The organism is Pseudodesulfovibrio mercurii (assembly GCF_000189295.2).
Lineage (GTDB): Bacteria > Desulfobacterota > Desulfovibrionia > Desulfovibrionales > Desulfovibrionaceae > Pseudodesulfovibrio > Pseudodesulfovibrio mercurii.
The window spans coordinates 52583-79339 of record NC_016803.1; the positions used below are offsets into that span (position 1 = coordinate 52583).

At 65.4% G+C, this 26757-nt stretch carries 25 protein-coding genes and 2 tRNA genes; 19 read left to right on the forward strand and 8 right to left on the reverse strand.

The genetic code is table 11. The features are described from left to right. Positions 1–32: 32 nt before the first annotated feature. Both rimP and DND132_RS00250 read right to left on the reverse strand, forming a co-directional pair. A complete protein-coding gene (gene rimP, locus DND132_RS00245; RefSeq protein ID WP_014320695.1) occupies positions 33–491 on the reverse strand; it encodes a ribosome maturation factor RimP in 459 nt (152 codons plus the stop codon). A 114-nt stretch (positions 492–605) separates the two neighbouring features. Continuing rightward, positions 606–681, reverse strand: a tRNA-Gly gene (locus tag DND132_RS00250). 134 nt (positions 682–815) lie between these two features. Between DND132_RS00250 and DND132_RS00255 the strand changes: the two genes are divergently transcribed. The 11 genes from DND132_RS00255 to fliW all read left to right on the forward strand — a co-directional run bounded on the left by DND132_RS00255 (position 816) and on the right by fliW (position 11236). Further along, positions 816–1592: a flagellar hook-basal body protein gene (locus DND132_RS00255; protein WP_014320696.1), complete on the forward strand. Its 777-nt coding sequence runs from the start codon at positions 816–818 to the stop codon at positions 1590–1592. A gap of 18 nt (positions 1593–1610) precedes the next feature. Further along, positions 1611–2393: a flagellar basal-body rod protein FlgG gene (flgG, locus tag DND132_RS00260; protein WP_014320697.1), complete on the forward strand. Its 783-nt coding sequence runs from the start codon at positions 1611–1613 to the stop codon at positions 2391–2393. Positions 2394–2429: 36 nt separating this feature from the next. Next, a complete protein-coding gene (gene flgA, locus DND132_RS00265) occupies positions 2430–3443 on the forward strand; it encodes a flagellar basal body P-ring formation chaperone FlgA (RefSeq protein WP_014320698.1) in 1014 nt (337 codons plus the stop codon). 15 nt (positions 3444–3458) lie between these two features. Further along, complete coding sequence (locus tag DND132_RS00270; RefSeq protein ID WP_014320699.1) at positions 3459–4154, forward strand: flagellar basal body L-ring protein FlgH; 696 nt, start codon at positions 3459–3461, stop codon at positions 4152–4154. Between the two features lie 48 nt (positions 4155–4202). Then, a complete protein-coding gene (locus DND132_RS00275) occupies positions 4203–5360 on the forward strand; it encodes a flagellar basal body P-ring protein FlgI (protein WP_014320700.1) in 1158 nt (385 codons plus the stop codon). A 1-nt stretch (position 5361) separates the two neighbouring features. Then, the gene (locus DND132_RS00280; protein ID WP_014320701.1) at positions 5362–6096 is read left to right on the forward strand and encodes a rod-binding protein; all 735 of its coding nucleotides are present in this window, start codon (positions 5362–5364) and stop codon (positions 6094–6096) included. A gap of 77 nt (positions 6097–6173) precedes the next feature. Next, on the forward strand, positions 6174–6653 hold the full coding sequence (locus DND132_RS00285) for a flagellar protein FlgN (protein WP_014320702.1): 480 nt from the start codon (positions 6174–6176) through the stop codon (positions 6651–6653). Further along, entirely contained in the window at positions 6653–8788 is a 2136-nt protein-coding gene (gene flgK / locus DND132_RS00290) for a flagellar hook-associated protein FlgK (RefSeq protein WP_014320703.1), read from the forward strand. The genes DND132_RS00285 and flgK overlap by 1 nt, the downstream gene beginning before the upstream one ends. A 16-nt stretch (positions 8789–8804) precedes the next feature. Then, positions 8805–10469, forward strand: coding sequence for a flagellar hook-associated protein FlgL (gene flgL / locus DND132_RS00295; protein WP_014320704.1), 1665 nt, complete (start codon positions 8805–8807; stop codon positions 10467–10469). A gap of 105 nt (positions 10470–10574) precedes the next feature. After that, positions 10575–10817, forward strand: a complete 243-nt coding sequence (csrA, locus tag DND132_RS00300; protein WP_014320705.1) for a carbon storage regulator CsrA — start codon at positions 10575–10577, stop codon at positions 10815–10817. Further along, on the forward strand, positions 10817–11236 hold the full coding sequence (gene fliW / locus DND132_RS00305; RefSeq protein WP_014320706.1) for a flagellar assembly protein FliW: 420 nt from the start codon (positions 10817–10819) through the stop codon (positions 11234–11236). The genes csrA and fliW overlap by 1 nt, the downstream gene beginning before the upstream one ends. Before the next feature lie 20 nt (positions 11237–11256). Here fliW and flgM read toward each other — a convergent pair whose 3' ends face one another. Next, on the reverse strand, positions 11257–11565 hold the full coding sequence (gene flgM / locus DND132_RS00310) for a flagellar biosynthesis anti-sigma factor FlgM (RefSeq protein ID WP_014320707.1): 309 nt from the start codon (positions 11563–11565) through the stop codon (positions 11257–11259). 27 nt (positions 11566–11592) lie between these two features. After that, the gene (locus DND132_RS00315) at positions 11593–12003 is read right to left on the reverse strand and encodes a DVU0524 family FlgM-associated protein (protein ID WP_014320708.1); all 411 of its coding nucleotides are present in this window, start codon (positions 12001–12003) and stop codon (positions 11593–11595) included. A 165-nt stretch (positions 12004–12168) separates the two neighbouring features. On the opposite strand from DND132_RS00315, the gene DND132_RS00320 reads away from it, so the two are divergent. The 8 genes from DND132_RS00320 to DND132_RS00355 all read left to right on the forward strand — a co-directional run bounded on the left by DND132_RS00320 (position 12169) and on the right by DND132_RS00355 (position 21554). After that, positions 12169–13020: an NAD(+)/NADH kinase gene (locus tag DND132_RS00320; RefSeq protein WP_014320709.1), complete on the forward strand. Its 852-nt coding sequence runs from the start codon at positions 12169–12171 to the stop codon at positions 13018–13020. A gap of 2 nt (positions 13021–13022) precedes the next feature. Further along, a complete protein-coding gene (locus DND132_RS00325; protein ID WP_014320710.1) occupies positions 13023–14786 on the forward strand; it encodes an ARMT1-like domain-containing protein in 1764 nt (587 codons plus the stop codon). A gap of 21 nt (positions 14787–14807) precedes the next feature. Further along, complete coding sequence (locus DND132_RS00330; protein ID WP_014320711.1) at positions 14808–16211, forward strand: MltA domain-containing protein; 1404 nt, start codon at positions 14808–14810, stop codon at positions 16209–16211. Continuing rightward, entirely contained in the window at positions 16204–16848 is a 645-nt protein-coding gene (locus tag DND132_RS00335; protein WP_014320712.1) for a DUF4254 domain-containing protein, read from the forward strand. Before DND132_RS00330 ends, DND132_RS00335 begins: the two co-directional genes overlap by 8 nt. A gap of 10 nt (positions 16849–16858) precedes the next feature. Beyond that, positions 16859–18292 carry an Asp-tRNA(Asn)/Glu-tRNA(Gln) amidotransferase subunit GatB gene (gene gatB, locus DND132_RS00340; protein WP_014320713.1) on the forward strand — a complete coding sequence of 478 codons (1434 nt, stop codon included), beginning with the start codon at positions 16859–16861 and terminating at the stop codon, positions 18290–18292. A 284-nt stretch (positions 18293–18576) separates the two neighbouring features. After that, positions 18577–19617: an S-methyl-5-thioribose-1-phosphate isomerase gene (mtnA, locus tag DND132_RS00345; protein ID WP_014320714.1), complete on the forward strand. Its 1041-nt coding sequence runs from the start codon at positions 18577–18579 to the stop codon at positions 19615–19617. A 237-nt stretch (positions 19618–19854) separates the two neighbouring features. Then, positions 19855–21372, forward strand: a complete 1518-nt coding sequence (der, locus tag DND132_RS00350) for a ribosome biogenesis GTPase Der (protein WP_014320715.1) — start codon at positions 19855–19857, stop codon at positions 21370–21372. Positions 21373–21460: 88 nt separating this feature from the next. After that, positions 21461–21554 (forward strand) — tRNA-Ser (locus tag DND132_RS00355). 173 nt (positions 21555–21727) lie between these two features. Here DND132_RS00355 and DND132_RS00360 read toward each other — a convergent pair. The 4 genes from DND132_RS00360 to DND132_RS00375 are packed head-to-tail and all read right to left on the reverse strand — an operon-like array spanning position 21728 to position 26757. Beyond that, positions 21728–22840, reverse strand: coding sequence for an ABC transporter permease (locus DND132_RS00360; protein WP_014320716.1), 1113 nt, complete (start codon positions 22838–22840; stop codon positions 21728–21730). A gap of 4 nt (positions 22841–22844) precedes the next feature. Continuing rightward, positions 22845–23984 (reverse strand): ABC transporter permease, encoded by a 1140-nt coding sequence (locus tag DND132_RS00365; protein ID WP_014320717.1) that lies wholly within the window; start codon positions 23982–23984, stop codon positions 22845–22847. 2 nt (positions 23985–23986) lie between these two features. Continuing rightward, positions 23987–25726, reverse strand: a complete 1740-nt coding sequence (locus tag DND132_RS00370) for an ATP-binding cassette domain-containing protein (RefSeq protein ID WP_014320718.1) — start codon at positions 25724–25726, stop codon at positions 23987–23989. Positions 25727–25734: 8 nt separating this feature from the next. Further along, complete coding sequence (locus tag DND132_RS00375) at positions 25735–26757, reverse strand: HlyD family secretion protein (protein ID WP_014320719.1); 1023 nt, start codon at positions 26755–26757, stop codon at positions 25735–25737.

Genomic DNA, 26757 nt, shown 5'->3' on the forward strand with positions numbered 1-26757 from the left:
GTCGGGGCCTCTCCCCCCGGCAGTGATATCTGCTAGAATTCGTGGACCAGGGTGATCTTCTTGATGGCGGTCCAGTCGAAGTTCATGGTCTGGTCATCGACGTTCACGGTGACCGTGTCGCCCTCGACCCCGGTCAGCTCGCCCTTGAACTTGCGGCGGCCGTCCAGGGGTTCGAAGAGCAGGACGTCCACTTTGCGGCCCACGTAGTCGGCCAGCTGGGCCGGGGCGAAGAAGGGGCGCTCCAGGCCGGGGGACGAGACCTCGAGCACGAAGGCGCCGGGAATGACGTCCTCCACCTCGAGCATGAGTCCCACCTGGCGGCTGACTTCGGCGCACTGGTCGATGTTCACGCCGCCGGGGGCGTCGATGTAGATGCGGACGACGCGCTTCTTGCCCGACGACGGGGAGGCCAGGCCCCAGAAGACATAGCCGAGGTTTTCCACCTCGGGCCGGATCATGTCCGACAACATTTCCTCGAAAGTCTGGCGCATCGCGGTGCTTCTCCCGCCGGACCGGGACCCGGTCCGACAAATAAAAAAAAGGTGAGCCCGAGCTCACCTACGCGAACCCCGCACGGTCCTTTTATTGAACCCTGCGAAAGGCTTTGGAGCGGGTGACGGGGGTCGAACCCGCGACACCAAGCTTGGGAAGCTTGTACTCTACCAACTGAGCTACACCCGCTCGGAAACGAGCCTATTTATACATATACAACAGGGTTGTCAACAACCATCGTGCAGGTCGTTTCCGGCCCGGAAAGGGGGGGGCTGGGTTGGCATGCATAGTGCAAATCCTCCGTCGAACAGGAGGATCACCCTATGCGGGACAGTACACAGAGCGCCATTTTCGGGGCTTTATCCAATGAATTGAGGATGTCGTCCATCGCCAATAATTTGGCGAACGTGAACACGTCGGCCTTCAAGAAAGACAAGCTGGCCTTCCATGACACCTTCATTCGTTTCGCCCATGACTATCTGGTAGACGCCAAGACCTACATCCGGGGCGAGGACATGTTCCCGGAGGGGCACATCATGGCCAAGGCGCGGCTGTCGGCCCAGCAGGCGGACCTGTCCCAGGGCAGCATGGAGCGCACGGGCAACCAGCTCGACTTCGCCCTGTCCGGGCCGGGGTTCTTTTCCGTCCAGGGCGACACCGCCATGCTCTACACCCGCGCCGGGAACTTCGTCACCGACGGCGACGGAATGCTCAAGACCGTGGACGGCTATCCGGTCATGGTCGGCGGCGGCCCGCTGATCATCCCGCAGGGCGGGCGCATCCAGGTGGACGACGAGGGCAACATCCAGGTCAACGGCGAGCCCGCCGGGTCCTTCGACGTGGTGGACTTCGACAGCCCGGAACTGCTCGAACGGGTGGGGTCCAACAACTATATCATGCCCACCGGCGGGGCCCAGATTCCGCCCCAGGACGTGTCCGTGGCCCAGGGCTTCATCGAGAAGTCCAACGTGGAGGTCGTCACCGAGATGGTCTCCATGATCGAAACCCAGCGGGCCTTCACCATGTATACCAAGATGATCCAGGGCGACAGCGATCTGGACTCCAAATTGATCAACCAGGTGGGACGTCCCACCGCCTAGCCCAGGAGGCTTGCCATCATGATGCGTTCACTGTGGACATCCGCCACCGGCATGATCGCCATGCAGACCCAGATCGACACCCTGTCGAACAACCTGGCCAACGTCTCCACCACGGCCTTCAAGAAGAGCCGGGCGGAGTTCGAGGACCTCATGTACCAGACGCTGAAGATCGCCGGCGGGGAGAACGCCGACGGCACCCAGACGCCCGTGGGCATGCAGATCGGCATGGGCGTGCGCCCCGTGTCCGTGCACAAGTTTTTCACCCAGGGCGACTTCCAGAACACCGGCAACCCCCTGGACATGGCCATCGAGGGCGAGGGCTTCTTCCAGGTCATGGTCAACGGCGACGAGGTCTACACCCGCGACGGCTCCTTCGAGCTGGACAGCGACGGCCGCGTGGTCACGGCGGGCGGCTACCCCCTGCAGCCGGAGTTCACCGTGCCCCCGGAGACGTCGAGCATCTCCATCTCCGAGACCGGGACCATCTCGGCCCTGGACAAGGACGGCACCGTGCTGGCCACGGCGGACATCGACCTCTACCGCTTCCAGAACCCGGCCGGGCTCATCGCCACCGGGCGCAATTTCTATCGCGAGAGCGACGCCTCGGGCGTGGCCGTGGCCGGGACCCCGGGGGACGACAACTACGGGACCATCGCCCAGGGCTTCCTGGAGGGGTCCAACGTGGAGATGGTGGACGAGATGGTCGGCCTGATCGTGGGCCAGCGCGCCTTCGAGATCAACTCCAAGGCCATCACCACCTCGGACGGCATGTTGCAGACGGCCATCAACATCAAACGGTAGCGGCTGATCGGGATAATCACGCGGCGAGGCAGGTTCATGTCCATGAAGAGCAAGCAGCATCCGAGCATCGACACCGGCGGCGTGGTCCGCTGCGTCCTGGCCGCGTGCCTGGCCGCGATCCTTCTGGCCGCTCCCGCACCGACCGGCGCGGCCAAGGGCGAGCGCTGGAAGGGGCTGGTCCGGGACGTGGCCTGCGTCAAGGGACCGGACGTCCTCCTGGGCGAGATCGCGGACCCGGTGGACGGCGCGGCCCGGCGGCAGTGGCCGACCCTCTCGACCATCCGGCTCTGGAAGGCCTCGGACAAGACCGGCCATGTGGTCACCGTGCCCCGCGACAAGCTCGGGAAGGTCCTCAAGTACTACATGGGCGACGCGGCGGCCAACCTGGCCCTGCCCAGCCAGCTGACCGTGCAGACCGGCGGGCGGGTCATCACCTCGGCCGAGCTCAAGGAGCGCGTCGTCGCCTTTTTGACGCCGAGGGCCAGGGACCTGGGGGGCGACGTGCACTTCAAGGACCTCCAGATGCCCAACCACATCTTTTTTCCCAACGACTACGACAGGCTGGTCATCAGCATGACCGACAACCTCGAACCGGGCCGCAACGAGATCCTCCTGAGCGGCATGACCCCGGACGGCAAGGTCCTTTCGCGCCGCTCCGCCGTGGTCTTCGCGGACGTGTGGAAGGCCGTGCCCGTGGCCAGCCGGCCCATGAACCGCATGGAGCGGGTGACCCGCGACAAGGTCTCCTTCAAGCGCATGAACCTGGCCTACAACCGCGACGTCTGGGACGGCACGGGCGGGCCGTGGCGCATGGCCCGGACCCTGGGCCGGGGGCAGGTCTTCACCCTGTCCCACCTGGAGCCAGTGCCGCTCATCGAGCGGGGCGAGATGGTCAACCTGGTCTACAACGGGCGGGGCATCCACCTGTCCATCAAGGCCGAGGCCATGGGCGAGGCCGGAGCGGGCCAGCAGGTCGAGGTCCGCAACATCCAGAGCAACAAGATCATCCTGGCGACCGTCGTCGACGGCGAGACCGTGGTCGTCAGGTAGACAAGGAGCATCGTCATGAGACGCTATTTTCTGATGGTCATGGCCGCCATCCTCCTGGCCTCGGGCTGCGCCCGGAAGTACGAGAACGAGCCCATGCCCGTACTGACCCCGCCCGCCTACGAGGAGCAGGACCCGGCGTCCAATCCGGGGTCCCTGTACGACACCAACCGGTCCGAGTTCCTGTATGACGACAACCGCGCCAGCCGCGTGGGTGACATCGTTCTGGTCCAGGTGGCGGAGACCGCGACCACCAAGATCAAGTCCGAGACCACGGCCGACAAGTCCAACGACGTGGACACCTCGGTCTCGGCCATGCCCACCACCGGGATCGTGGGCAACGTGCCCCTGGCCGAAACCCTGGGGGCCAAGGCGGGCGTCGGCATCCTGGCCAACCAGTCCTCCAAGTTCTCGGGCACCGGCGAGACCAAGCAGGAGTCCAACTTCGAGGCCACGGTGGCCACGCGCATCGTGCGCAGGCTGCCCGGCAACATCCTCCAGGTGGAGGGCGCGCGGCGCATCCGGGTGAACAACGAGACCCAGTTCCTGGTGGTCCGCGGCCTGATCCGCGAGCGGGACATCTCGTCGAGCAACACCATCCCGTCCACCAGCCTGGCCGAGGCCCAGATCGAGATCTACGGCCAGGGCGTGCTCGCCGACAAGCAGAAGCCCGGCTGGCTGTCGCGCATCCTGGACAACGTCTTTCCCTTCTAGCCGAGCCGGCTGAACAATGCATTTGAAGAGGTTCGAGGAGTGAACGCCATGACCCTGAATGAACGCACCAACCCCGTGGACGCAGGCCAAGCGGCCAGGACCCTGGTCCTGACGGCGCTGTTCGTCCTGCTCGTCCTGTATCTGGCGGCCCTGATCGCGCCGGTGGAGGCGCGGGCGGCCCGGCTCAAGGACATCGCCTCCTTCAGCGGGGTGCGGACCAACGAGCTGGTGGGCTACGGCCTGGTGGTCGGCCTGGCCGGCACCGGCGACGGCACGTCGAGCACGTTCACCATGCGTTCCATGTCCAACATGCTGGAGAAGATGGGCGTGGAGACCAACCCGGACGACCTCAAGCCCAAGAACGTGGCCGCGGTCATGGTCTCGGCCAAGATGCCGGTCTCGGCCAAGCCCGGTTCCAGCCTGGACATCACGGTCTCGTCGCTGGGCGACGCCAAGTCCCTGCTCGGCGGGGTCCTGCTGGTCACGCCGCTCAAGGGCCTGGACGGCCGTGTCTACGCCGTGGGCCAGGGCTCCCTGACCATCGGCGGCTTCACCGTGGGCGGGGTGGCGGCCGACGCCCAGAAGAACATCCCCACCGTGGGGCGCATCCCCAACGGGGCGGTGGTGGAGCGCAGCGTGCCCTTCAAGTTCAACAACCAGGACCACATGACCGTGAACCTGGACGTGCGCGACTTCGGCACGACCATGCAGGTGGTCAACAAGATCAACGCCAGCATGGGCGGCCAGTTCGCCAAGGCCAAGGACATTTCAACCATCGACCTGGAGCTGCCGGATCGGTTCCGGGGCGACATGGTCCCGCTGATGGCCTCCCTGGAGGACCTGGACATCTCGCCCGACGGCAAGGCCAAGGTGGTCGTGGACGAGAAGACCGGCACCGTGGTGCTCGGCCAGGACGTGCGCCTGAGCCGCGTGGCCGTGGCCCACGGCAACCTCCAGATCGTGGTCTCCGAGACCCAGCAGGTCAGCCAGCCCGGCCCGTTCTCGGACGGCGAGACCGTGGTCACCCCGCAGACCGACATCCAGGTCCAGGAGCAGAACAACAAGCTGATGCTCATGGAGGGCGCCACCCTCCAGGAGCTGGTGGACGGCCTGAACTCCATCGGGGCCACCCCGCGCGACCTCATCTCCATCATCCGGACCCTCAAGGCGGCGGGCTCCCTGCACGCCGAAGTGGAGGTTATCTAGCATGATCGACGGCAACATGGACCCCCGGCTGGCCGCGAACGTGGCCGAGGCCGACGACCTGGAGCGCTTCAAGTCCCGCATGGAGGGGCTGAAGAAGGACTTCTCCGACAAGCGGCCGGACAAGCTGACCCGGCTGCGCGAGGCCTGCCAGAATTTCGAGGCCGTGTTCATCGGCAAGCTCTGGGACCAGATGCGCCAGACCGTGCCCAAGGAGGGCTACCTGCACTCCAAGCAGGAGGAGTCCTACATGGGCATGTTCAACCGGGACTTTTCCGAGAAGATGGCCCAGTCGGGCGGCATCGGCCTGGCGGACATGATCTACGACCAGCTCAGCCGCAAGCTCAAGGAGGCCAGCCAGGAGACCCTGTCCGGCGGGGTGTCGATCCAGGCCGTGGAGGGCGGGGGCATCCCGCTGAAGCGCGGGCAGGAGCCCATCGCCCTGAACCGCCGCCAGGGCATGACCCTGGAGGACTGGGGCGGCAGCGAGGTGGTCGATTCCCGTGGCGCGGCCCAGGTCGAGGCAGTGGCCGTGGAGCGGGAAGAGCGGACCGACCCCGGCCTGCTCAGCGACGTGGAGGTCAAGGCCCGGCTTGAGGAACTGACCCGCAGGCTCGAAGCCCGGCGCATCCGCGACGGACTGGCCGGAACGACCGCGTCCGGGGCCAGGCGGACCGGCTACGCGACGGGCGCTGACGACGACGGCATGGTTGGCCGGAAACTTGCAGAAATCGGGTGAGCTCCCGGGAGCGAAAACGGAAGACGATTAAGATTTGTTAAGAGAATATAACAGATTAGCCATGATGAGGTAGCAGGATGATCCGCCTGATAGAGGAAAATTTGGTCCGCCAGAACAAGGCCATGCTGCTCATGTTTTTCCTGCTCGAGGAAGAATTTTCCCGCCTCACCCAGCTCAAGCCCCAGTCCGTGTCCCAGGTGGAGCTGTCCATCCAGGAACTCATGCGCCAGGTGGCGGCCGAGCGCGTCTCCCTGCGCCGTCTGGTCGCCCGGGTGGAGCCGTCCGCCAAGCGGGTCCGCGAACTGATGCCCGTCATCAGCGAGGAGGAGGGCGCGGCCCTGACCGAGCTGCTGGCCCGTCTCGACGGTACCGAGCAGCGCTGCGGGGTCCAGGCAGCCAAGAACCAGCAGATGGCCATGGCCCTGTTCGACCAGTCCAAGGGGCTGCTCAACTTCATGCACAACCAGATCAAGCCCAAGTCCACCACGGCCTACGCCCGCACCGGCCGTTTCGCCAAGGGCATCAACGACGCGCGCCTGCTCAGCGGGAGGCTGTAATGTCCTTCGGCGCCAACTCCATCCTGGACATGGGCCGGTGGGCCCTGTTCGCCTCGCAGGCCCAGTTGCAGGTCACGGGCGAGAACATCGCCAACGTGAACACCGAGGGGTATTCGCGCCGCTCGGTGAATCTGGAGGAGGGCACCTACATCGACTATTCGCCCGGCCAGCTCGGCACGGGCGTCAAGGCCACGGAGGTGGTCCGCAGCTTCGACGAGATGGTCGAGGCCATGTATCTCCAGCAGTCCTCCCTGAGCAACATGTGGGGCAACCTGTTCGAACAGCTCCAGGGCGTGGAGGACCTGCTCAACGAGTCCAGCGACAGCGGGGTGAGCGACGCCCTGTCCCAGTATTTCAACTCCTGGAACGAGGTCTCCCAGCGGCCCGACAACTACGGGGCGCGCCAGACCGTGGTCAACGACGCGGCCACCCTGATCACCACCCTCAAGGCCGTGGAAACCAACCTCTCGCTCATGCAGGAGCGGATCAACAGCGAGGTGGCGTCCCAGGTGGCCGAGGCCAACTCCCTGATGGAGGACATCGCGGACCTGAACAAGGAGATCCAGATCCACGACGTGCCCGGCCAGAACAACGCCAACGCCCTGTACGACGAGCGGGCCCGCAAGGTCCGCGCCCTGGCCGAGCTGGTGGACGTCAAGACCATCGACAACGGCGGCGGTAACTTCACGGTCCTGACCCAGTCGGGCCAGACCCTGGTGGACGGGGCCAGCTCCTTTTCCCTGGATTTTCGGTCCGCGACCAAGACCACGGATCTGCGCCCGGACTCCACCTTCGAGGGCAACATCTATTTCGACGGCAACGACGACTACGAGTACACCATCCAGTTCGTGGCCTCCAACGCGGGCGACCCCGTGGGGCAGGTGGGCTCGGGCGCCTCGGCGGCCAAGTTCAAGGTCTCCCTGGACGGCGGCGTGACCTGGCTGACGGACGAGGCGGGCAACACGCGGTATTTCTCGGCCCGGGAATACGACGACCGGGTCAACGTCGAGGGGCTGCAGATCTGGTTCGGCTCGGCCACGGACTCCCAGGGCTCGCCCACGGGCACCTTCGTGGACGGCGACCGCTTCATCATCAGCCCGCACCAGGGGCTGTACTGGGTGCAGAACACCTCCCACGCCGAGGAGATCACCCCGCAGCTGCACTTCAACGGCGAGGAGAACACCGAGCGGCTCACGGGCGGCTCCATCGCCGCGCTGCTCTCCTTCCGCGACAACTACGTGGGCAAGTACCGGTCCAAGCTCGACGAGCTGTCCGGGACCGTCATCTGGGAGACCAACCGGCGGCACAGCCAGGGCGCGGGGCTCCAGGCCTTCACCGTGGCCGACGGGACCTACGGGGTGGACTACATCGACAAGGCGCTGGGCAGCGACTCCACGGGGCTGGCCTTCGGCGACAAGCTCCAGTCCGGCAGCTCGTTCATGTACATCTACAATGCCTCCACCGGACTGCTGGCCTCCAGCGCGGCGCTCGACTTCGACGGCAGCGGCGGGACCTTCAACCCGGAGATCCACACCCTGGAGGACGTGCGCGACGCCTTCAACCGGACCTACGCGGGGGCCATCAACGCGACCATCGTCAACAACAAGCTGCGCCTGGAGGCCGAGGACGGCTACACCTTCGCCTTCGGCACGGACACGGCCGGGCTCTACGCGGGGCTGGGGCTGAACACCTTCTTCAAGGGCGACGACGCGAATTCCATGGCCATCAACGAGAAGATCACGAGCGACCTGGACTACCTGGCCACGGGCCACGTCAACGGGGCCGGAGAGATGAACACCGGCGACAACACCACGGCCCTGTCCATGTACGCCCTGCGCGAGGTCAGCGTGACCACGTCAACGGCCTTCGAGGGGACCACCTCGCAGACCATCCTCGACTACTACAACGGCATCGTGGGCAACGTGGGCACGGACACCAACCGGGCGCAGTTCAATCAGAATTTCTACCAGACCCTGGCCAACGACCTGAACGACCGCCAGCAGGAGGTCTCGGGCGTGAACCTGGACGAGGAGATGAGCGATCTCATCCGGTACCAGGCCTCGTACACGGCGGCGGCCAAGCTGATCACCACGGCGGACGAAATGCTCCAGACCATCCTGTCGCTCAAACCGTAGGCGGGGAGAACCGGCAATGCGCGTGACACAACAGATGCTCTTCGACCGGTACGTGTTCAACCTGAACACGTCCCTGACCTCGCTCATGGACCTGAACATCAAGGCCCAGACCCAGAAGGCGATCAACAAGCCCAGCGACGACCCCACGGGCATGACCCGCATCCTGGACCACCGCGACACCCTGCGCTCGCTGGATCAGTATTCGGAGAACATCTCCACGGCCAAGGGGTGGCTGGGCAGCGCGGACGAGGCGCTGATGCAGGTCTCGACCATCCTGACCCGGGCCAAGGAGCTGGCCACCCAGGCGGCCACCGGCACCGTGGACGACAACAACCGCGAGCAGATCAGCTACGAGATGCGCTCCCTGTTCGAGCAGCTCGTCTCCCTGTCCAACTCCGACTTCGAGGACAACTCCATCTTCGCCGGGCACAAGACCGACGGCGCGGCCTTCAAGCAGATCATGTGGCTGACCACCAACGACGAGACCTTCGGCAACGCGGAGTTCACGGTCAACGGCTCGTCGGACACCACGGTCCTGGTCCAGTATTACGACACCACCGGGGCCACCCCGGTGGGCGGGGACATGAACCTGTCCGACCCCAACCTGGGCGTGCGCTACTCCATCGACGGCGGGCGCACCTGGAAGACCGACGGCTCCATGACCTTCGTGGGCACCGAGGGGACCCTCAACCTGCCCCAGAGCGGGACCAGCGTGACCTTCCACGGGGACGCGACCATCAAGGTCAACGACCCGGACGACGTGTCCGTGTCCGACGGCACCTGGATGTGGATCCGGCCCTCGGCCCAGTACGTGGGCGACGACGAGGACGCGCCGCCCCTGGTGGATTCCCTGGGACCGGGCGTGAACCTGATCTCGGCCGAGGCCTCGGGCTCCTTCCTGGACTCCAACGTGACCATCCGCATCGACAACCAGTCGGCCGCGACCATGGACGAGGACATCCACTATTCCTACAGCCTGGACGGCGGCATCAACTGGGTGACCGGCAACGTGGCCCAGGCCGACACCACGGCGGACGAGGCCGTGCTGTCCGTGGCCAACGGCGGCATCCTGACGCTCTCGTCCAACGGCTCCAACCAGTTGCAGCCGGGCCAGCAGTTCGTCATCCGCCCCAGGGTGGCGGCCATCAACCTGGACGTCTCCTCCAGCGAGCAGATCCAGGTCAACAGCGTGGGCAAGGACATCTTCGGCGGCATCTACATGGACCCGGACGCGGTCCTGGCGGCCGACGGGTCCATCCTGACGCTGGGCAGCGAGAACGCGAGCCGCGTGTTCCACTCGAACGGCGCGTCGAACATGGCCCTGTCCATCCAGGGGGACGACGAGTACTCCATGAACCTGTTCGAGGTCATGGGCAACCTGGTGGCCTTCACCGAGACCAACAACCAGACCGGCTGCCAGCAGTCCCTGGCCAACCTCGTGGAGGCCCAGGAGCACATCATGAACGCCGTGGCCGAGGTGGGCGGCCGGGAGAACCGGCTGGCCGTCAGCCAGACCATCGTGGAGGGGCTGACCCTGAACGAGAAGTCCCTGCTCAGCTCCATCGAGGACGCGGACGTGTCCGAGCTGATGACCGAGCTGGCCCAGCAGCAGATCGTCTACGAGTCCGTGCTGCGCTCGACCTCCATGATCATGCAGCTCAATCTTTCAAAGTTTATATAACTTAAGAAAAATAATGGACTTTACTTGCGTGTGAACCTCATGTAGTCGGCAAGGCAGCACCCTGCGGGAAACGCGGACAAGCCGAAGGAAAGACCTGGTAACGACATGTTGATTCTGACCCGGAGACCGGGAGAAAGCCTCTACCTGGGCGACAATATCAAACTGAAGATCCTGAGCGTTCAGGGGAAGCAGATAAAGATCGGCCTGGACGTGCCCGAGGACATGACCGTCTATCGGGAAGAGGTCTATTTGAAGATCAAGGAACAGAACCGGCAGGCGCTGGAAATCAGCCAGCAGGACCTGCTCGCGGCGGCAGCGCTATGGCAAAAGAAAGAACGAAAAAAATAATGACCCGGCTGGGCGAGCGGGAGATCAGCACCGACGCCATCCTCCATTTTCCCCGGGGACTGGTGGGGCTCGAGGACAAGCGCGTGTTCACGCTGTTGCCGGTCAGGGAAGGGGACTCGCCGTTTCTGCTGTTGCAGTGCGTCACCGATCCGGGCCTCGGCCTGCTGGTGGCCGATCCCTACAGCTTTCTCGACGACTATGACGTGAAGATCGAAAATCCGGACCGCAAGGCCCTGAAGGTGGGGAACATCCGGCAGCTGGCCATCCTGGTGACCGTGACCATCCCACAGGACAAACCTGAAGACACCACCCTCAATCTCCAGGGGCCGATTGTCATCAACACGGAGACGAAGATAGGTCTTCAGATTCCACAGACGGAAGCCGGGTATCCCACGCACTTCCGGCCGATAGGGTCCTGATCGCTCGGTCGTTTCCCTCGCTAAACCAGAAGATCCAGGTCGTCGCGGATGAGATTCGCGGCGGCCTTTTTCAGGTCGGGCTGGTAGGTCCCGTCCTTGACCTGGCGCTTGAGCTCGTCCACCTTTTCGCGGCGGACGTCGGGCGCCTCCTTGGCGGTCTGCAGGGCGGCGCCCCGCAGCCGGGCCTCGGACGAGAGGACCACGCTGTCGGCGGATTCGCCGGAGGTCTTGACGCTCCCTTGCGTCCGCCGGACCTCCTTGGCCTCGGGCCGTTCGATCTTCTTGTTTGCGTAAGGGTTCTGATCCCCTACGATGTTTCGAATAACCATGTTGTACCTCCCGTGGGGACGGGACTATCAAAGCATGGTGCCATCCACCTTTGACAATGCTATTTCCCACAGTCTCCGCATGACCTTGTTCCTCTCGGAACCCTCTACGTCCTGCGGACCCTGCGGCGTCTCCCTGATTATCTGAACGTCGCCTCCGTCCAGCGGGTACTCGAAGACGTACCGGCTGCCGAATTCGCGCTCCAACTGGTCCAGTACGGCCCGGACCACCGGTGAGCGTTCGGAGTTGACGATCAGGTTTTCAATGACCTCGTGGGCGATGCGCTGCACCAGTTCCCGGCGCCGGGCCTGCCGGGCGATGTCGTCCGGGGGCTCCGCTCCGCCCATCGCCTGCCGGAAGCGCGCCAGGCGCTTCGCGCTCGTAAGCTGCTTTCCATAGGTACGCAGCATGTTGCGAACATTGGCTGACGATGCATTCACGGTATTATCCCTTTCCTTGAATGATACAATCGTCCCCGACCAAAAAAACTTTAGGGGCAAAACGGAAAAAAATCCAGAAAAGCCGCTGGACGAGGTCTGGAAAAATCGTCTGAAAAGGGGAAAAAGGTTGAATGGTTCTCAAAATTTAACTAAAAAATAACGACCATGAACCGCACCGTACGAAAAATGCTCGTCGTGACCAAGCCCGGCGACGCGGCCGCCAAGGCCGTGCGCACCGCCATGACCGGGTTTCTGACCGAGCGGGGCGTCCCCTTCGAGACCTGCGAACACCGACAGGATTCCTGCGGCGAAGCCGAGCGCCTGCGCGGTCCCTTCGACCTGGCCGTGGTCCTGGGCGGGGACGGCACCTTCATCGGCGCGGCCCGGCGGCTGCTCCGCCTGGAGATTCCGCTCATGGGCGTCAACCTCGGCCGGGTGGGTTTCCTGACCCAGCTGGAGCGCGACCACTGGCGCCCCTGGCTGGCCAGGGTCCTGGACCAGGGGTTCCGGGCGGCGCACCGTCTGGTCCTGGCCTACCGGGTGGAGCGCGGCGGCGAGCCGGTCCACGCCGGGCTGGCGGTCAACGAACTGGTCGTCAGCCGTGGAGATCTGGCCCGGCTCATCCACCTGGGCGTGACCTGCGACGGGGTGGCGGTCTCCTCCCTGCGGGCGGACGGGCTCATCGTGTCCACGCCCATGGGCTCCTCGGCCTACGGGGCGTCGGCGGGCGGCCCCCTGGTCCACGCCGGGCTCGCGGCCCTGTGCGTGACCCCGGTCTGTCCCTTCCTGAACGGCTTCAAGCCGCTGGTCCTGCCGCCGGACGTGGTCCTGGGCGTGCGCGTGGAGGAACAGGCGGGCGAGGTCAACGTGACCGAGGACGGGCAGGGCCTGGTCCGGCTCATGCCGGGCGACGAGGTGGTCGTGGAGAAGTCGCCCACCGACCTGCTGGTGGCGGACCTGGGGCCGGACGCGTATTTCGCGAAATTGAAGAAACACGGTTTCCTGATCGAGAGGTGAACATGGGATTGGCCAAAGAGTACGATTCGGTCCTGGACGTCCGATACGGACTGGACCCCGCCCTGGACGCGCTGCTGCTCCACTTCATGTCGGAAAACCATCTGGAATACACCATCGACCCCCTCAAGAACGCCTCCGGCGAACAGATGCGCTTCATGATCGCCCTGCGGGAGGGGGAGTTCTACGCCCCATGTTCGGACTGGATGTTCTTCATGCTCCTGGACCAGCGGCTGCCGGACCGGCTGCTGCAAAAGTACCTGGAGCAGTGGAAGCGGTTCCTGCACCTGTCCCGCGACTTCTGCGCGGACCGCATGATGGCCCGGCGGTTCATCCAGCTGGCCCGGCACAAGTTCCGCATGGTCCTGGCCTCGCCCATCCTCATGCCCTCGCGGCTGATGAAGTGGTTCGTCACCATCTTCATGACCCAGTCCGGCATCGACGATCCCTACCTGCACATCCGGCGGGGCCTCAACCGGCGGGCCGCCGAGATGGTCGGAAGCGCGGACTTCGACGAGATGGTCCACGCCAGCCCGGTGGGCGGCGACCTGGGCGGCCGGACCGACGACCTGCGCTTCCGGCTCGACCGGCTGGAGATCGAGCGGCTCATGCGCATCGCCACCTTCACGGACCACTGGAATCCGGAGATGTTTTCCCTGGACGGGCTGCGCGCCTCGGGCATGGCCGAGGAGGTGCGCGAGGGCTCGGACCTCCTGGACCCCATGTTCGAGCTGTTGGGCAAGGACGGGGAGCAGCGCCGCCGCATCCTCTACCTGCCCAACCGGGCGGGCGGCATCCTGTTCGACCTCAAGGTGGTCAAGGCACTGCTCCGGCTGGGCCACCGCGTGGTCATGGCCCTGAAGGAGGGGTTCTTCTTCGACCACCCGACCTTCTGGGACCGGGACACGGACCTGGAGCTGGCCAAGGCCTTCGAGGGCGCGCACTTCGTCAGCGAGGACAAGCTTTCCAAAAACGACCTGCTGGCCGTCATGGCCCGCCATCCGTTCATCGTCATCTCCGACGGCACGCGCGAGAAGTTCAACCCCTACCGGACCTCGGTGACCTTCGCCAGGGCCTGGAAGGAGTGCGACCTGATCCTGGCCAAGGGCGAGGACATGTACGACCGGCTGATCCTCAACTCCCACGAGTTCACCCGGGACATCCTCAATTTCCGCCGGGACGCCGAGGGCGAGTTCCACGTGCACTTCCGGGCCAAGCCCGAGCGGGTGCGCATCTTCTCGGAGCAGTACATCACCGGCAAGGCCGACGAGATCATCCGGGAGATGCGCCTGGCCCGCGCCCAGGGCAAGACGATCATGTTCTATTCCGGGATCATCGGCTCGGTGCCCGGCCAGACCCAGGCGGCCATCGAGGTCATCACCACCTTCGTCAGCCACCTGCGCGGACAGCTGGACGACGTGTACATCATCAATCCCGGCGAGCACTTCGAGGAGGGCATGGACGCCGACGACCTGATGTTCATGTGGGAAAAGGTCCAGCGCAGCGGGTATATCAATGTCTGGCGTTTCCAGACGTATTTCGATATTGAGAAGAGCTTCGAGCTGATGGGCCGCAAGGTGCCCCCGGTCTGGGCCGGCAAGGACTCCACCTACTCCACGGGCTGCACCAAGGAGATGCACATCGCCTTGGACGTGCAGCGGGCCCACCCGGAATTGCAGATCATCGGCCCCAGCCCCGAGAAGTTCTTCCGGCGGCGGGAGTACGGGGTGGGCAAGTTCTGCGACGTGGCCATCGATTCGTGCGGCTAGGAAGACGAAACCAGGTACGCCATGCATTTATGCTACGATGACATACGGGAACCCCTGTGGCGGGCGGTCCGGCTGTTGCTGGCCGCGGCCTGCCTGGCCGCGCTGCTGTCCTGCGTGCGGGCCGGGACGGTCCGGACCTCCGGTGCGGGGCCCGTGGAGGCCCGTGCCGTGGCTGCGGACGCCGCCGTTGTCGATGATGCCGCCGCTGCGGCGGATGATGAGGTCGCCGATGTCCCCGATGCGGCCGAGGGCACCTGCCTGTACCGCGCGGAGGCGGTGGGGCGGCTGACGCTCCGGCCCGTGCGCGAACCCGCGACCATCCCGGCCTGCGACATGTTCTTCCCCCTGTCCAACGTGGAGGGCGCGCAGAACATGGCCCGGCTGGACATCCGGAGTCAGGGGCTCGACTCCTGGCGGGCCCTGGAGAGCCCGGTCCAGCGCAGCCTGGAGTACGCCCTGAACATGCCCGCCGACGAGCCCGCCCTGGCCCGGCCCGGCATGTCCCTGACCTGGGGCCAGGTGGTCCGCTCGCTGACCGAATTTCTCGACCTCCTGCCCCACCTGGACGCGGACCCGGACCTGCTGGCCGAGCGGTTCGTCTGGTTCGGCATGCGCCAGAAGCCGCTCATGACCGGCTATTACACCCCGGAGATCGAGGCCAGCCTGGAAAAGCGACCCGGCTACGAATTTCCCATCTACGGCGTGCCCGAGGACCTGCGCTACGGCCCGGTGCGCGGCAGCAACCGGTTCTACCGCGTGGAAAAGGGGCGGGTCCTGCCCTACTGGAAGCGGGGCGAGGTGGACGTGGACAAGGTCCTGGCCGGGCGCGGGCTCGAGATCGCCTGGGCCAAGGACCCGGTGGACGTCTTCTACATGCAGGTGGAAGGGTGCGGACGGCTGCGGCTGCCCGACGGGACCACCCGCAACGTGCTCTACGGGGCCAAGAACGGCCACGGGTTCCGCTCCCTGGGACGCATCCTCAACGCTCGCGGACTCTTGCCCAGGGAACACCTGGCCAAAGAGGACGTGAAGGAATATTTCGCCAAGCATCCCGAACGGATGTTCGAGCTCATGGCCGAAAACCGAAGCTACGTGTTCTTCCGCCTGGAGGACTCGCCGCCCGAGGGGACCATAGGAAAGCCGTTGACGCCGATGGTTTCACTGGCTACAGACCGTAAGCTCCTGCCGCTCGGCAGCCTGCTGGCCTTCGAGGCCGAGATTCCCGAGGCACGGGACGGCCGCGCCACCGGCAAGCGCAAGGTCGCGGGCATCGGCCTGGCCCAGGACACGGGCACGGCCATCCAGGGTCCCCACGTGGACTACTACATCGGCGAGGGCAACGCGGTGGCGCCCATCGCCAGCAACATCAAGACCGAGGCCACCGTCTACCTGCTCATAAGCAAAGAAGCATTGATCAATGGCTGACATCACACACGATTCCATCAAGAATACCCTTCGGGACGCCGTGGCCCATCAGATCCGGTCCGTCATGGACTGGCACTACGGCGAACCCGTGTACGAGGGCGATCCCGCCGACGACCTGGCCGGATTGCAGGGACTGCGCGAGCTGGTGGCCCGCCAGCACTGGGCCAACTTCCAGCTCTGGCACGTGGAGGACCGCGCCCGGCGCAAGGACGTGGACCCGAGGGTCATCGCGGACTGCAAATACGCCATCGACAAGCTCAACCAGAAGCGCAACGACCTCATCGAACGGGTGGACGCGTGCCTGATCGCCATGATGGGACCGCTTTTGCCCGAGGATACCTCGGAGAGATACAACACCGAGACCGTGGGCGCGGCCCTGGACCGGCTGTCCATCCAGGCGCTCAAGATCTACCATATGAAGGAGCAGTGCGCGCGCAAGGACGTGGACGAGAAGCACATCCAGCAGTGCGACGACAAGGTCGGCGTGCTCAAGCGCCAGCACAACGATCTGGAACGGGCCATCCTGGAACTGATCGACGAGTATTTCGCCGGGTCCAAGAAGCCCAAGGTCTACTTCCAGTTCAAGATGTACAACGACCCCAAGCTCAACCCGGAACTCTACGGAAACAAGAAATAGGGGAGCCCCCATGTCCCGCTACGAAACCGTCATCGGCCTGGAAGTCCATGCCCAGTTGAAGACCGAGAGCAAGATATTCTGCTCCTGCTCGACCAAGTTCGGCAACGACCCCAACGAGAACGTCTGCGCGGTCTGCTCCGGCATGCCCGGCGTGCTGCCCGTGTTCAACGAGAAGGTCGCCGAGTACGCCACCAAGGCGGGCCTGGCCACGGACTGCGTCATCAACCTCAAGTCCGTGTTCGCGCGCAAGAACTACTTCTATCCCGACCTGCCCAAGGGGTACCAGATTTCCCAGTTCGAGCAGCCCATCTGCGAGCACGGCCACGTCGACATCGAGGTGGACGGCGAGAGGAAGCGGGTGGGTCTGACCCGCATCCACATGGAAGAGGATGCGGGCAAGAACATCCACTCGGCGGCGGACAACGTCAGCTTCGTGGACCTCAACCGGACCGGCGTGCCGCTCATCGAGATCGTGTCCGAGCCGGACATGCGCTCGGCCGAGGAGGCCGTGGCCTACCTGAAGGAACTGCGCTCGGTCCTGCTCTACCTCGGCATTTGCGACGGCAACATGGAGGAGGGCTCGTTCCGCTGCGACGCCAACGTGTCCATCCGGCCCTATGGCCAGGAGGCGTTCGGCACCCGCGCGGAGCTGAAGAACCTCAACTCGTTCAAGCACATCCAGAAGGCCATCGAGTACGAGGTGGAGCGCCAGATCGACCTGGTGGAGGACGGCGAGCAGGTCATCCAGGAGACCCGGCTGTACAACGTGGAAAAGGGCACGACCCACTCCATGCGCGGCAAGGAGGAGGCCCACGACTATCGTTATTTCCCGGATCCGGACCTGGTGCCCCTGGTCCTGGACCAGGCCTGGGTGGATAAGTGGCGGTCCGAGCTGCCCGAGCTGCCCTCGGCCAAGCGCGCCCGGTTCATGGCCGAGTACGACCTGGCCGACTACGACGCGGCCCTGATCACCGGCGACCTCGCCGTGGCCGACTACTTCGAGGCGGCGGTCAAGGCCTACGCGGGCGATCCCAAGAAGGTCACCAACTGGGTGGTCGGCGAACTGCTGCCGTTCTGCCACGAGAGCGGGACCGAGGCCTGCGGGGTCCGGCTGACCCCGGACAAGCTGGCCGCGCTGCTCGCCCTGGTGGACGACGGGACCATCTCGGTCAAGATCGGCAAGGACATTTTCCGCGACCTGTGCGCCACCGGCGACGACCCGGCCGCCTATGTCGAGGCCAAGGGACTGGTCCAGGTGTCCGACACCTCGGAACTGGAGGCTATGGTGGACAAGGTCATCGCCGATAACCCGTCCGAGGTCGAGGCCTACAAGGGCGGCAAGACCAAGCTCATGGGCTTCTTCATGGGCCAGGTCATGCGCCTGTCCAAGGGCCAGGCCAACCCCGGCGTGGTCACGCAGCTGTTCACGAAGAAACTTTCGTAAGGAAGACCGGGGGAAAATTTTTGAAAAAGTTTTCCCCCGGACCCCCTTTCCAAACTTTTTGTCGCCACGCCGCCAGGGAGTTTATAGGGGAAAGTCCATTCCTCTAGGCGGCGTGGGGGTGCGTTTCCGTACTCTATTTTTATAGACGGAGAGTGGTGCCCGCACCATTCGGTGCCAACGAGGCGTCCCGATGACCCTCGCTTGACCCGCGCCGCGACAAAAAGTTTTGGAGGGTCCAGGGAACCTTTTTCAAAAGGTTCCCTGGCCGCCGGAGGCAACCAACGATGACCGATCACATTCAGTATTCCCCCGAGAAGGACGCCCTGATCCTGCTCGACCAGCGCTACCTGCCCAACCGGGAGGAGTGGTTCGAGTGCCGGACCACGGACGACATCTGTTACGCCCTGGTGGTTATGGTGGTGCGCGGCGCGCCCGCCATCGGCGTGACCGCGGCCTACGGCTGCTATCTGGCGGGCCGCGAGGTGCAGGGCATGGACGGCGACTGGAAGGCGAACCTGTCGGCCAAGCTGGACCAGATTCACGACGCGAGGCCCACGGCGGTGAACCTGCGCTGGGCCGTGCGCGAGATGCGCCGCATCTGGGACGAGGCGGGCGACGTGTCCCTGGACGAGTTGCTGGCCCTGTGGCTCAAGCGCGCCAGGGAGATACAGGCGGACGACATCGAGATGTGCGAGCTGATCGGCCGGTTCGGCGGCGCGCTCATCGACGACGGCGACACGGTCATGACCCACTGCAACGCGGGGGCCCTGGCCACGGCCGGATACGGCACGGCCCTCGGGGTCATCCGGGGGGCCATCGACCAGGGCAAGAAGGTCTCGGTCATCGCCAACGAGACGCGGCCGTTCCTGCAGGGCGCGCGACTGACCGCATACGAACTGCACAAGGACGGCATTCCGGTCAAAGTGGCCTGCGACAACGCCTGCGCCCTGCTGATGAAGCGCGGCCTGGTGGACAAGGTGGTGGTCGGTGCGGACCGGATCACGGCCAACGGCGACGCGGTCAACAAGATCGGCACCTTCGGGGTGGCCATCATCGCCAAACGGTTCAACATTCCCTTTTACGTGGCCGCGCCGGTCTACACCATCGACCCGGAGACGCCCACCGGCGACGACGTGCCCATCGAGGACCGCGACCCGCGCGAGGTGACGCATATCGGCGACCACCGCATCCCGCCCGAGGGGGTGGAGGTCTACAACCTGGCCTTCGACCCCACGCCCAACGAGCTGATCACGGGCATCATCACCGAGAAGGGCGTGCTCTATCCGCCCTACGACCTTGCCATCAGGAAGCTGTTCAGCCTGTAACTCCTGTCCGGGTATGTTTCGGGGCGAAGCCGGGTTGCGGTTTTCCCCGTTTCGTTTCGGGACCGGTCGGGCCATCCGGCCGAGCGGGGGCATCGAGGACATGGCGGCCGGGGAACGGACCCCTCCCGGAACAATGGACTCGACTTTCGAATGAAGATAAGATAACCCCGCGCTTCCCGCCACTGGGGAGTGCTGGGTCCCGATTTTTCAACGCGCATCAACCATCCGGAGCCGAACATGCTGCCGATCGTCGCCCTGGTGGGCCGCCCCAACGTGGGCAAATCCACCCTCTTCAACCGCCTGCTCAGGAAGTCGCGGTCCATCACCCACGACTTGCCGGGGGTGACGCGCGACCGCATCTACGGCGAGTGCATCATGGGCGAGACCCGCTTCGACCTCGTGGACACCGGGGGCATGGTCCTGGAATCCGAGGCCACGCCCGAGTTGTCCAAGGACTTCGAGGACGAGATCTTCGAGCAGGCCCAGGAGGCCATCAACGAGGCCAACGCCATCGTCTTCGTGGTGGACGGCAAGGAGGGGCTGACCCCGCTGGACCGCCAGGCCGCCGAATTCGTGCGCCGCTCGGGCAAGCCGGTGCTCATGCTCATCAACAAGGTGGACGGCAGCGAGTTCGAGGCCCACATGACCGCCGAGTTCCACGAGCTGGGCATCGAGTTCCTGCCCGTGTCCGCGGCTCACGGCTATAACCTGCACGAGGTCCGCGACCGGGTCCGGCGGTTCGTCGAGGACCTGGGCATTCCGGTCGAGGAGGACGACGGGGTGGAGAAGGGGCTTCGGCTGACCATGCTCGGCCGTCCCAACGCGGGCAAGTCCTCAATCATCAACGCCCTCATCGGCAAGGACCGGCTGATCGTCTCGGATGTGGCCGGGACCACCCGCGATTCCATCGACGTGACCTTCGAGAAGGGGGGCAAGCGCTACACCTTCGTGGACACGGCGGGCGTGCGCAAGCGGGCCAACATCCAGGACCACCTGGAGAAGATCAGCGTCATCCGGGCGCTCAAGAACTCCAAGCGGTCCGACGTGACCGTCCTGACCATCGACATCACGCTGGGCGTGGGGCGGCAGGACAAGCGGCTCATCGAATTTTTGGCCAAGGAGAAGACCCCGTTCATGGTGGTCGTGAACAAGGCGGACCTCATCCCCAGGAGCGAGACCAACCGCGCCCTGGAGGCCTTCCGCGAGGAACTGCGCCTGGTCCCGCACGTGCCCGTGGTCATGACCAGCGCGGTCAAGGGACTGGGCATCGGCAAGCTCCTGCCCCTGGCCGAGACCATGCGCAAGGAGTGCGACATCCGCGTGGGCACCGGCGAGCTGAACCGGATCATGCAGGCCGTGGTCGAGAAACTCCAGCCCCCGGTGGTCAAGCGCAAGCGGCCCAAGTTCTACTACGTGACCCAGGCGGACGAGCCCATCCCGACCTTCGTCTTCTTCTGCAACGACCACACCATCGTCAAGACGTCCTACGTGCGCTACCTGGAGAACCAGTTCCGCAAGATGCTCGGCATCAAGTCCGCGCCGGTCAACGTGGTCTTCCGCTCCAGCCACGACAAGAAGGAGTGGGAAAAGGCGCGCGGCATCTCGGCGCTGGGCAAGCGCGGTCCTGGCCGCGAGCGCATCGGCGGGGCCAAGACGCGCCGCCACGAGGAGAAATACAAGGCGCTCAAGAGCAAGCGCCGCCGCGAGGAAAAGGCGGCCGACGAGCAGGCCGGGACCCGGAAAAAGGGCAAATAGGGCGTCCCGTTGTTGACAATTTGCGCGGGAAAAGTGTAGACGGACTTTCCTCAATGCGCACGGCACGTTCTCGTGCGCGCTGAGAACGGGAGAAGTGGCCGAGCTGGCTGAAGGCGCACGCCTGCTAAGCGTGTTATGGGTGTAAAGCTCATACGAGGGTTCAAATCCCTCCTTCTCCGCCAGAAATCAAGGGCTTACGATGCGAATCGTAAGCCCTTTTCCTTTGCCGGGAACGCCCTGCGCATCCCCGCCGTGCACCCGGACGGCCGGTTTTTCCGCGTCTTTTCCTCTCCAGAGTCCGCACCTCCACACCGCCTCCGGCCGGTCCCGGACATTTCTTTTGTGTGGCGAGTCGTCAATATATTCGGTTGCGGAACATGACCACGGCCAGGGCCATGCAGGCCAGGCCGATGAGGGCCAGGGGCCAGACCTGCATGAGCAGCACGTAGGTCGGCGAGTTTTCGATGAACACGCCCCGGATCAGGACCAGGACGTAGCGCAGGGGGTTGATGAGGGTGATCCACTGGACCACGGTGGCCATGTTGGCGATGGGCGTGGCGAAGCCGGACAGGAGCACGGCGGGCATGAGGAACAGGAAAGAGCCGAGCAGGGCCTGCTGCATGGTCACGCTCAGGGACGAGATCATCAGCCCAACGCCCACGGCCGCAAAGATGAAGAAGAACAGCCCCAGGTAGAGCAGCCCGACATTGCCGCGCAGGGGCACCTCGAACCAATAGACCGCGGCCAGCAGGATCAGGGTGGCCTCGGACAGGCCGATGATCAGGCCCGGCGCGGCCTTGCCGATGAGGATGCCGATGGGGGAGAGCGGCGTGACCAGCAACTGGTCGAAGGTCCCGTGCTCCCGTTCGCGGGCCACGGACAGGGCGGTGACCAGCAGGGTCACGACCATGGCGATGAGCCCGACGATGCCGGGCACGAAGAAGTCCCGGCTGAGCGCGTTCTCGTTGTAGTAGATGCGCGAGACCAGGATGGACGGGCTGGCCCGGCCCGCCCTTTGCAACCGCAGGGCGTTGTACCGGCTGACCACATTGCCCAGGTAGTTGCCGATGATTCCGGCGGTGTTGGAGTTGCGTCCATCCAGCAGGGCCTGGACCGGGGCGTCGCGGCCCGCCCGCAGGTCGCGGGCGAAGGTCTGCCCGATGCGCAGGACGAAGCCCACCTTGCGGCTGTCGATGATCTCGCGGATGGCCTCCTCGCCCCGGACCTCGCCCACCAGGCGGAAATAGGGCGATCCGGACAGCCCGGAGAGGAGTTCGCGGGACTCCACGGACCGGCTCAGGTCCTCGTAGGCGTAGGGGATGTTGGTCAGGTCGAAGGTGGCCGCGTAGCCGAACAGGACCAGCTGGATGAGCGGCGGCCCGATGACCACGGTGCGGCTCTTGGGGTCCTTGAACAGGGTCAGGAATTCCTTGATGATCAGGGCGATGACGCGGCGGACGCTTTCCATGGGGCTACTCCAGGCTCTTGCGTGTCTTGCGGAAGGCCAGGGTCATGAAGACCAGGGCCAGGACGGCCATGCCCGCCAGGTTGGGCAGCAGGACCGAGGTCACGTTGCCCGCCAGGAACAGCGTCTGGACGATGTTGACGAAGTATTTGGCCGGGACGATGTAGGAGAGCACCTGGATGAACAGGGGGGTGCTGGCCAGCTCGAAGATGAACCCGGACAGGAAGAAGGACGGCAGGAAGGCGGCCAGCAGGGCGATCTGCCCGGCCACGAACTGGTTTTTGGCCGTGGAGGAGATGAACAGCCCGAGGCCCAGGGTGCCGACCATGAACACGCCGCCGAGGACCAGGAGCAGGACCAGGGAGCCCCGGAACGGGACGTGGAACAGGAACACGGCCATGACGATGCACAGGACCAGGCCGCCCATGCCGAGCAGGAAATAGGGGATCAGCTTGCCCAGGACGATTTCGAGGCGGCTGACCGGGGTGACCAGCAACGCCTCCATGGTCCCCCGCTCCCATTCCCTGGCCATGACCATGGCGGTCAGCAGGGTGCCGATCAGGGTCATGATGATGGCCATGAGGCCGGGCACCAGGAAGTTCTCGCTGCGGATGGCCTCATTGAACCAGATGCGCTGTTGCAGGTCCACCAGACCCACCGGCGTCTGCGCCTGCGCCCCCGGCAGGGTCTTCTGGACCTCGGCCAGCCAGCCGCGCCAGGTCATGGTCACGTAGCCGAGGATCTGCAGGGCGCGGTTGGAGTCCACCCCGTTGACGATGAGCTGCACCGGGGCCTGGCCGCCGGTCATCAGGCGGCGGGTGAAGTCCGTCTGCAACCGGATGACCGCGTCCACCTTCCGGTCCAGGAGCAGCTGCCGCGCCTCGGGCCAGGAGGTCATGGGCACGGGGTCGAAATAGTCGGAGTGGAGGAAGCGGGCCAGCAGGGTGGAGCCGGTGGGGTCGGGCTTGTCCATGACGAAGGCCACGGGCAGTTCCTTGGGGTCCAGGCTGATGCCGTAGCCGAAGAGCAGGAGCATGACGATGGGGATGAAGAAGGCCAGGGCGATGCTCGACGGGTCGCGGATGATCTGGAGCCATTCCTTGACCAGCAGGGCGCGCAGGCGGATGAAATCGAGTCGGCTATGCACGGTCAGGCCTCCTTTTGCCGCGCCCGGTGTTCCTCGACGAGGGCGATGAACGCCTCCTCGATGGTCGCGTCGCCGTCCTTGCCGGCGTATTTGCGGATCTCGTCGGGGGTGCCCTGGGCCAGCAGCTCCCCGGCCATCATGATCAGCATGCGGTCGCAGTACTCGGCCTCCTCCATGAAGTGGGTGGTGACCACCACGGTCACGCCCTGCTCGGCCAGGGAGTTGATCCGGGCCCAGAACTGCCGCCGGGCCAGGGGATCGACCCCGGAGGTGGGCTCGTCCAGGAAGAGGATGTCGGGCTCGTGCATCAGGGCGCAGGCCAGGGACAGGCGTTGGCGGAAGCCGAAGGGCAGCTCCCCGGACGTGGCGTCGGCCTCGTTCGCCAGGTCCAGTTCCTGGAGTGCCCACTGCACGCGCTCCTCGCGGCGGGGGCCGGACAACCCGTAGACCTTGCTGAAGAAATCGAGATTCTCGCGGACGGAGAGCTGGCCGTACAGGGAGAACTTCTGGGCCATGTAGCCCAGGTTCTTGCGGGCCTTGGCCGCGGCCCGGCGCAGGTTCAGGCCGCCCACCTCCAGGGTCCCGCCCGTGGCGGGCAGCAGGCCGCAGAGCATGCGGAAGGTGGTGGACTTGCCCGCCCCGTTGGGTCCGAGCAGCCCGAAAATCTCCCCGCGTTTGACGGAAAATTCCAAGCCCTTGACCGCGTAGAAGTCGCCGAAGCGCCGCTCCAGGCCGGTCACCCGGATGGCCGTGCCGTCGCCGCGTCCGTGGACCGCCGAGACGTTCAGGGCCGGGGCCTCGGCCTCGGCGTCCCGGTTGAGCAGGAGCATGAAGCCGTCCTCGAAGACCGGGGCCACGGACTTCGGGTCCAGGGCCTCGGCGTTGCTGAAAAGGGTTTCGGGCAGGGCGGTCTCGCGGGTGACCACGCGGACCCGGCCCGACTCCAGGGTGGCGTCGGCGATCTCGGGCTTGCCGAACAGGCGGCTCTGGACCACGCGCGGAGTGGTGCCGGGCGTGACCCGCCAGGTCCGGCCCTGCGCCTGGCCGATGAAGGAGTCCGGCGTGCCCTGGCCGATGAGGTCGCCGTCCTGGAGGATGAAGACCCGGTCGCAGCGCGCGGCCTCGTCCAGGTAGGCGGTGCTGACCAGCACGGTGATGTTGTCCTTGCGCACCAGGGCGTCCACGATGGACCACAGCTCGCGCCGGGACAGGGGGTCCACGCCCACGGTGGGCTCGTCCAGGAGCAGGAAGCGCGGGGTCTTGAGCAGGGAGCAGGCCAGGCCGAGCTTCTGCTTCATGCCGCCGGACAGCCGCCCGGCCAACCGCCCGGTGAACGGGGCCAGGTTGGTCATGTCCATCAGGGCCTGGTAGCGCTCCCCGCGCACCTCGCGGCCCACGCCCTGAAGGTCCGCGTAGAGGTCCAGGTTCTCCTGCACGGTCAGGTCCTCGTACAGGCCGAAGCGCTGGGGCATGTAGCCGATGGCCGCCTGGATGTCGCGGGCCTCTTTGACCGAGTCCATGCCGAGCACGGTCACGGTGCCACGGTCCGGGGCCATGACGCCCGTGGCCAGGCGGATGAGCGTGGTCTTGCCCGCGCCGTCGGGCCCGAGCAGGGCGTTGACGCTGCCGGGTTCGAGGTCGAAGGAGATGCCCCGCAGGGCCTCCACCCGCCCCTTGCCCCGGGCAAAGGTCTTGTGCAGGTCCCTGACCTCCAGGGGCTTGGAACCGCCTGTTTCCGCCATGGCCGTGTCTAGTCCCCCTCGGCGGGCTGTGTCGCGGGCCCGGTCCCGTGGTCGAAGCGAACCGTCACCGGCATGCCCAGCCGGAGCCGGTTTTCGGGGTCGTGGACGTTCAGCCGGACCTCGTAGACCAGGGAGGTGCGCAGCTCCGGGGTTTCCACGGAGCGGGGCGTGAATTCGGCGGTGGACGAGATGAATCCGATCCAGCCCTCGAACCGCTCGCCCGGCCAGGAGTCGGCCACGGCGTAGCCGCGCATGCCCGGCTTGATCTGGCCGAGCTTGTCCTCGGGGATGTAGGTCCGGACCCACTTGGGGTCCATGATGCCCAGGGTGAAGACCGGGTTCTGGGCCGAGGCCATGTCGCCCGGCTCCAGGTTGCGGCTGCGGACCACGGCGTCGCTGGGCGCGTAGAGGGTGCTCTCCGCCAGCTTGACCTTGAGGGTCTCCAGGTCCGCCTCGAGCTTGTGCAGGGAGGCCCTGGCCGAGGCGATCTCCTCCCAGCGGGCGCCCTTTTCCATGAGGATGCGGTTCTGCACCGCCACCTGGTACTTGGCCTTGGCCACGTCGTACCGGGCCAGGGCGTCGTCCAGGTCCTGCTGGGCGTTGGCCCCGCTCTTGAGCAGCCGCGACTGGCGGTCATAGGTCCGCTTGGTCAGGTTCTGTTCTGCCAGGGCCTGGCGTTCCTCGGCCCGGGCCTGCTGGATCTCCTCGGGCCGGGACCCGTTCTCCAGCTGGAGAACCACGAAATTCTGGGCGTCCACGCCCGCCTTGAGGGACGCTATCTCGGCCTCCAGCCGCCGGGTCTGCAACCGGGCCAGTTCCTGGCCCTTGGCGACCACGTCGCCTTCCTCCACGAGGACGTCCTGAATCCGTTCGCCGTCCTTGAAGGCGAGGTTGACCTGACGGATGTCCACGTTGCCGTAGAGCACCAGTTCGCCCGTTTCCGCGCATTCGCCGCAATAGGTCCTGTAGGCCCAATAGCCGCCTCCGCCGAGGAGAACCAGGGCCGCGATGATGATGACAACCTTGCGCAT

Excerpts from the sequence above, each read along its gene's own strand:
- DND132_RS00330 (WP_014320711.1), top strand. The coding sequence starts at position 14,808 with ATGCATTTATGCTACGATGACATACGGGAACCCCTGTGGCGGGCGGTC.
- flgG (WP_014320697.1), top strand. The coding sequence starts at position 1,611 with ATGATGCGTTCACTGTGGACATCCGCCACCGGCATGATCGCCATGCAG.
- der (WP_014320715.1), top strand. The coding sequence starts at position 19,855 with ATGCTGCCGATCGTCGCCCTGGTGGGCCGCCCCAACGTGGGCAAATCC.
- DND132_RS00280 (WP_014320701.1), top strand. The coding sequence starts at position 5,362 with ATGATCGACGGCAACATGGACCCCCGGCTGGCCGCGAACGTGGCCGAG.
- DND132_RS00285 (WP_014320702.1), top strand. The coding sequence starts at position 6,174 with ATGATCCGCCTGATAGAGGAAAATTTGGTCCGCCAGAACAAGGCCATG.
- flgK (WP_014320703.1), top strand. The coding sequence starts at position 6,653 with ATGTCCTTCGGCGCCAACTCCATCCTGGACATGGGCCGGTGGGCCCTG.
- flgM (WP_014320707.1), bottom strand. The coding sequence starts at position 11,565 with ATGGTTATTCGAAACATCGTAGGGGATCAGAACCCTTACGCAAACAAG.
- flgL (WP_014320704.1), top strand. The coding sequence starts at position 8,805 with ATGCGCGTGACACAACAGATGCTCTTCGACCGGTACGTGTTCAACCTG.
- flgA (WP_014320698.1), top strand. The coding sequence starts at position 2,430 with ATGTCCATGAAGAGCAAGCAGCATCCGAGCATCGACACCGGCGGCGTG.
- DND132_RS00320 (WP_014320709.1), top strand. The coding sequence starts at position 12,169 with ATGAACCGCACCGTACGAAAAATGCTCGTCGTGACCAAGCCCGGCGAC.
- DND132_RS00255 (WP_014320696.1), top strand. The coding sequence starts at position 816 with ATGCGGGACAGTACACAGAGCGCCATTTTCGGGGCTTTATCCAATGAA.
- DND132_RS00370 (WP_014320718.1), bottom strand. The coding sequence starts at position 25,726 with ATGGCGGAAACAGGCGGTTCCAAGCCCCTGGAGGTCAGGGACCTGCAC.
- mtnA (WP_014320714.1), top strand. The coding sequence starts at position 18,577 with ATGACCGATCACATTCAGTATTCCCCCGAGAAGGACGCCCTGATCCTG.
- DND132_RS00270 (WP_014320699.1), top strand. The coding sequence starts at position 3,459 with ATGAGACGCTATTTTCTGATGGTCATGGCCGCCATCCTCCTGGCCTCG.
- DND132_RS00360 (WP_014320716.1), bottom strand. The coding sequence starts at position 22,840 with ATGGAAAGCGTCCGCCGCGTCATCGCCCTGATCATCAAGGAATTCCTG.
- DND132_RS00335 (WP_014320712.1), top strand. The coding sequence starts at position 16,204 with ATGGCTGACATCACACACGATTCCATCAAGAATACCCTTCGGGACGCC.
- gatB (WP_014320713.1), top strand. The coding sequence starts at position 16,859 with ATGTCCCGCTACGAAACCGTCATCGGCCTGGAAGTCCATGCCCAGTTG.
- csrA (WP_014320705.1), top strand. The coding sequence starts at position 10,575 with ATGTTGATTCTGACCCGGAGACCGGGAGAAAGCCTCTACCTGGGCGAC.
- DND132_RS00375 (WP_014320719.1), bottom strand. The coding sequence starts at position 26,757 with ATGCGCAAGGTTGTCATCATCATCGCGGCCCTGGTTCTCCTCGGCGGA.
- DND132_RS00275 (WP_014320700.1), top strand. The coding sequence starts at position 4,203 with ATGACCCTGAATGAACGCACCAACCCCGTGGACGCAGGCCAAGCGGCC.
- DND132_RS00325 (WP_014320710.1), top strand. The coding sequence starts at position 13,023 with ATGGGATTGGCCAAAGAGTACGATTCGGTCCTGGACGTCCGATACGGA.
- fliW (WP_014320706.1), top strand. The coding sequence starts at position 10,817 with ATGACCCGGCTGGGCGAGCGGGAGATCAGCACCGACGCCATCCTCCAT.
- rimP (WP_014320695.1), bottom strand. The coding sequence starts at position 491 with ATGCGCCAGACTTTCGAGGAAATGTTGTCGGACATGATCCGGCCCGAG.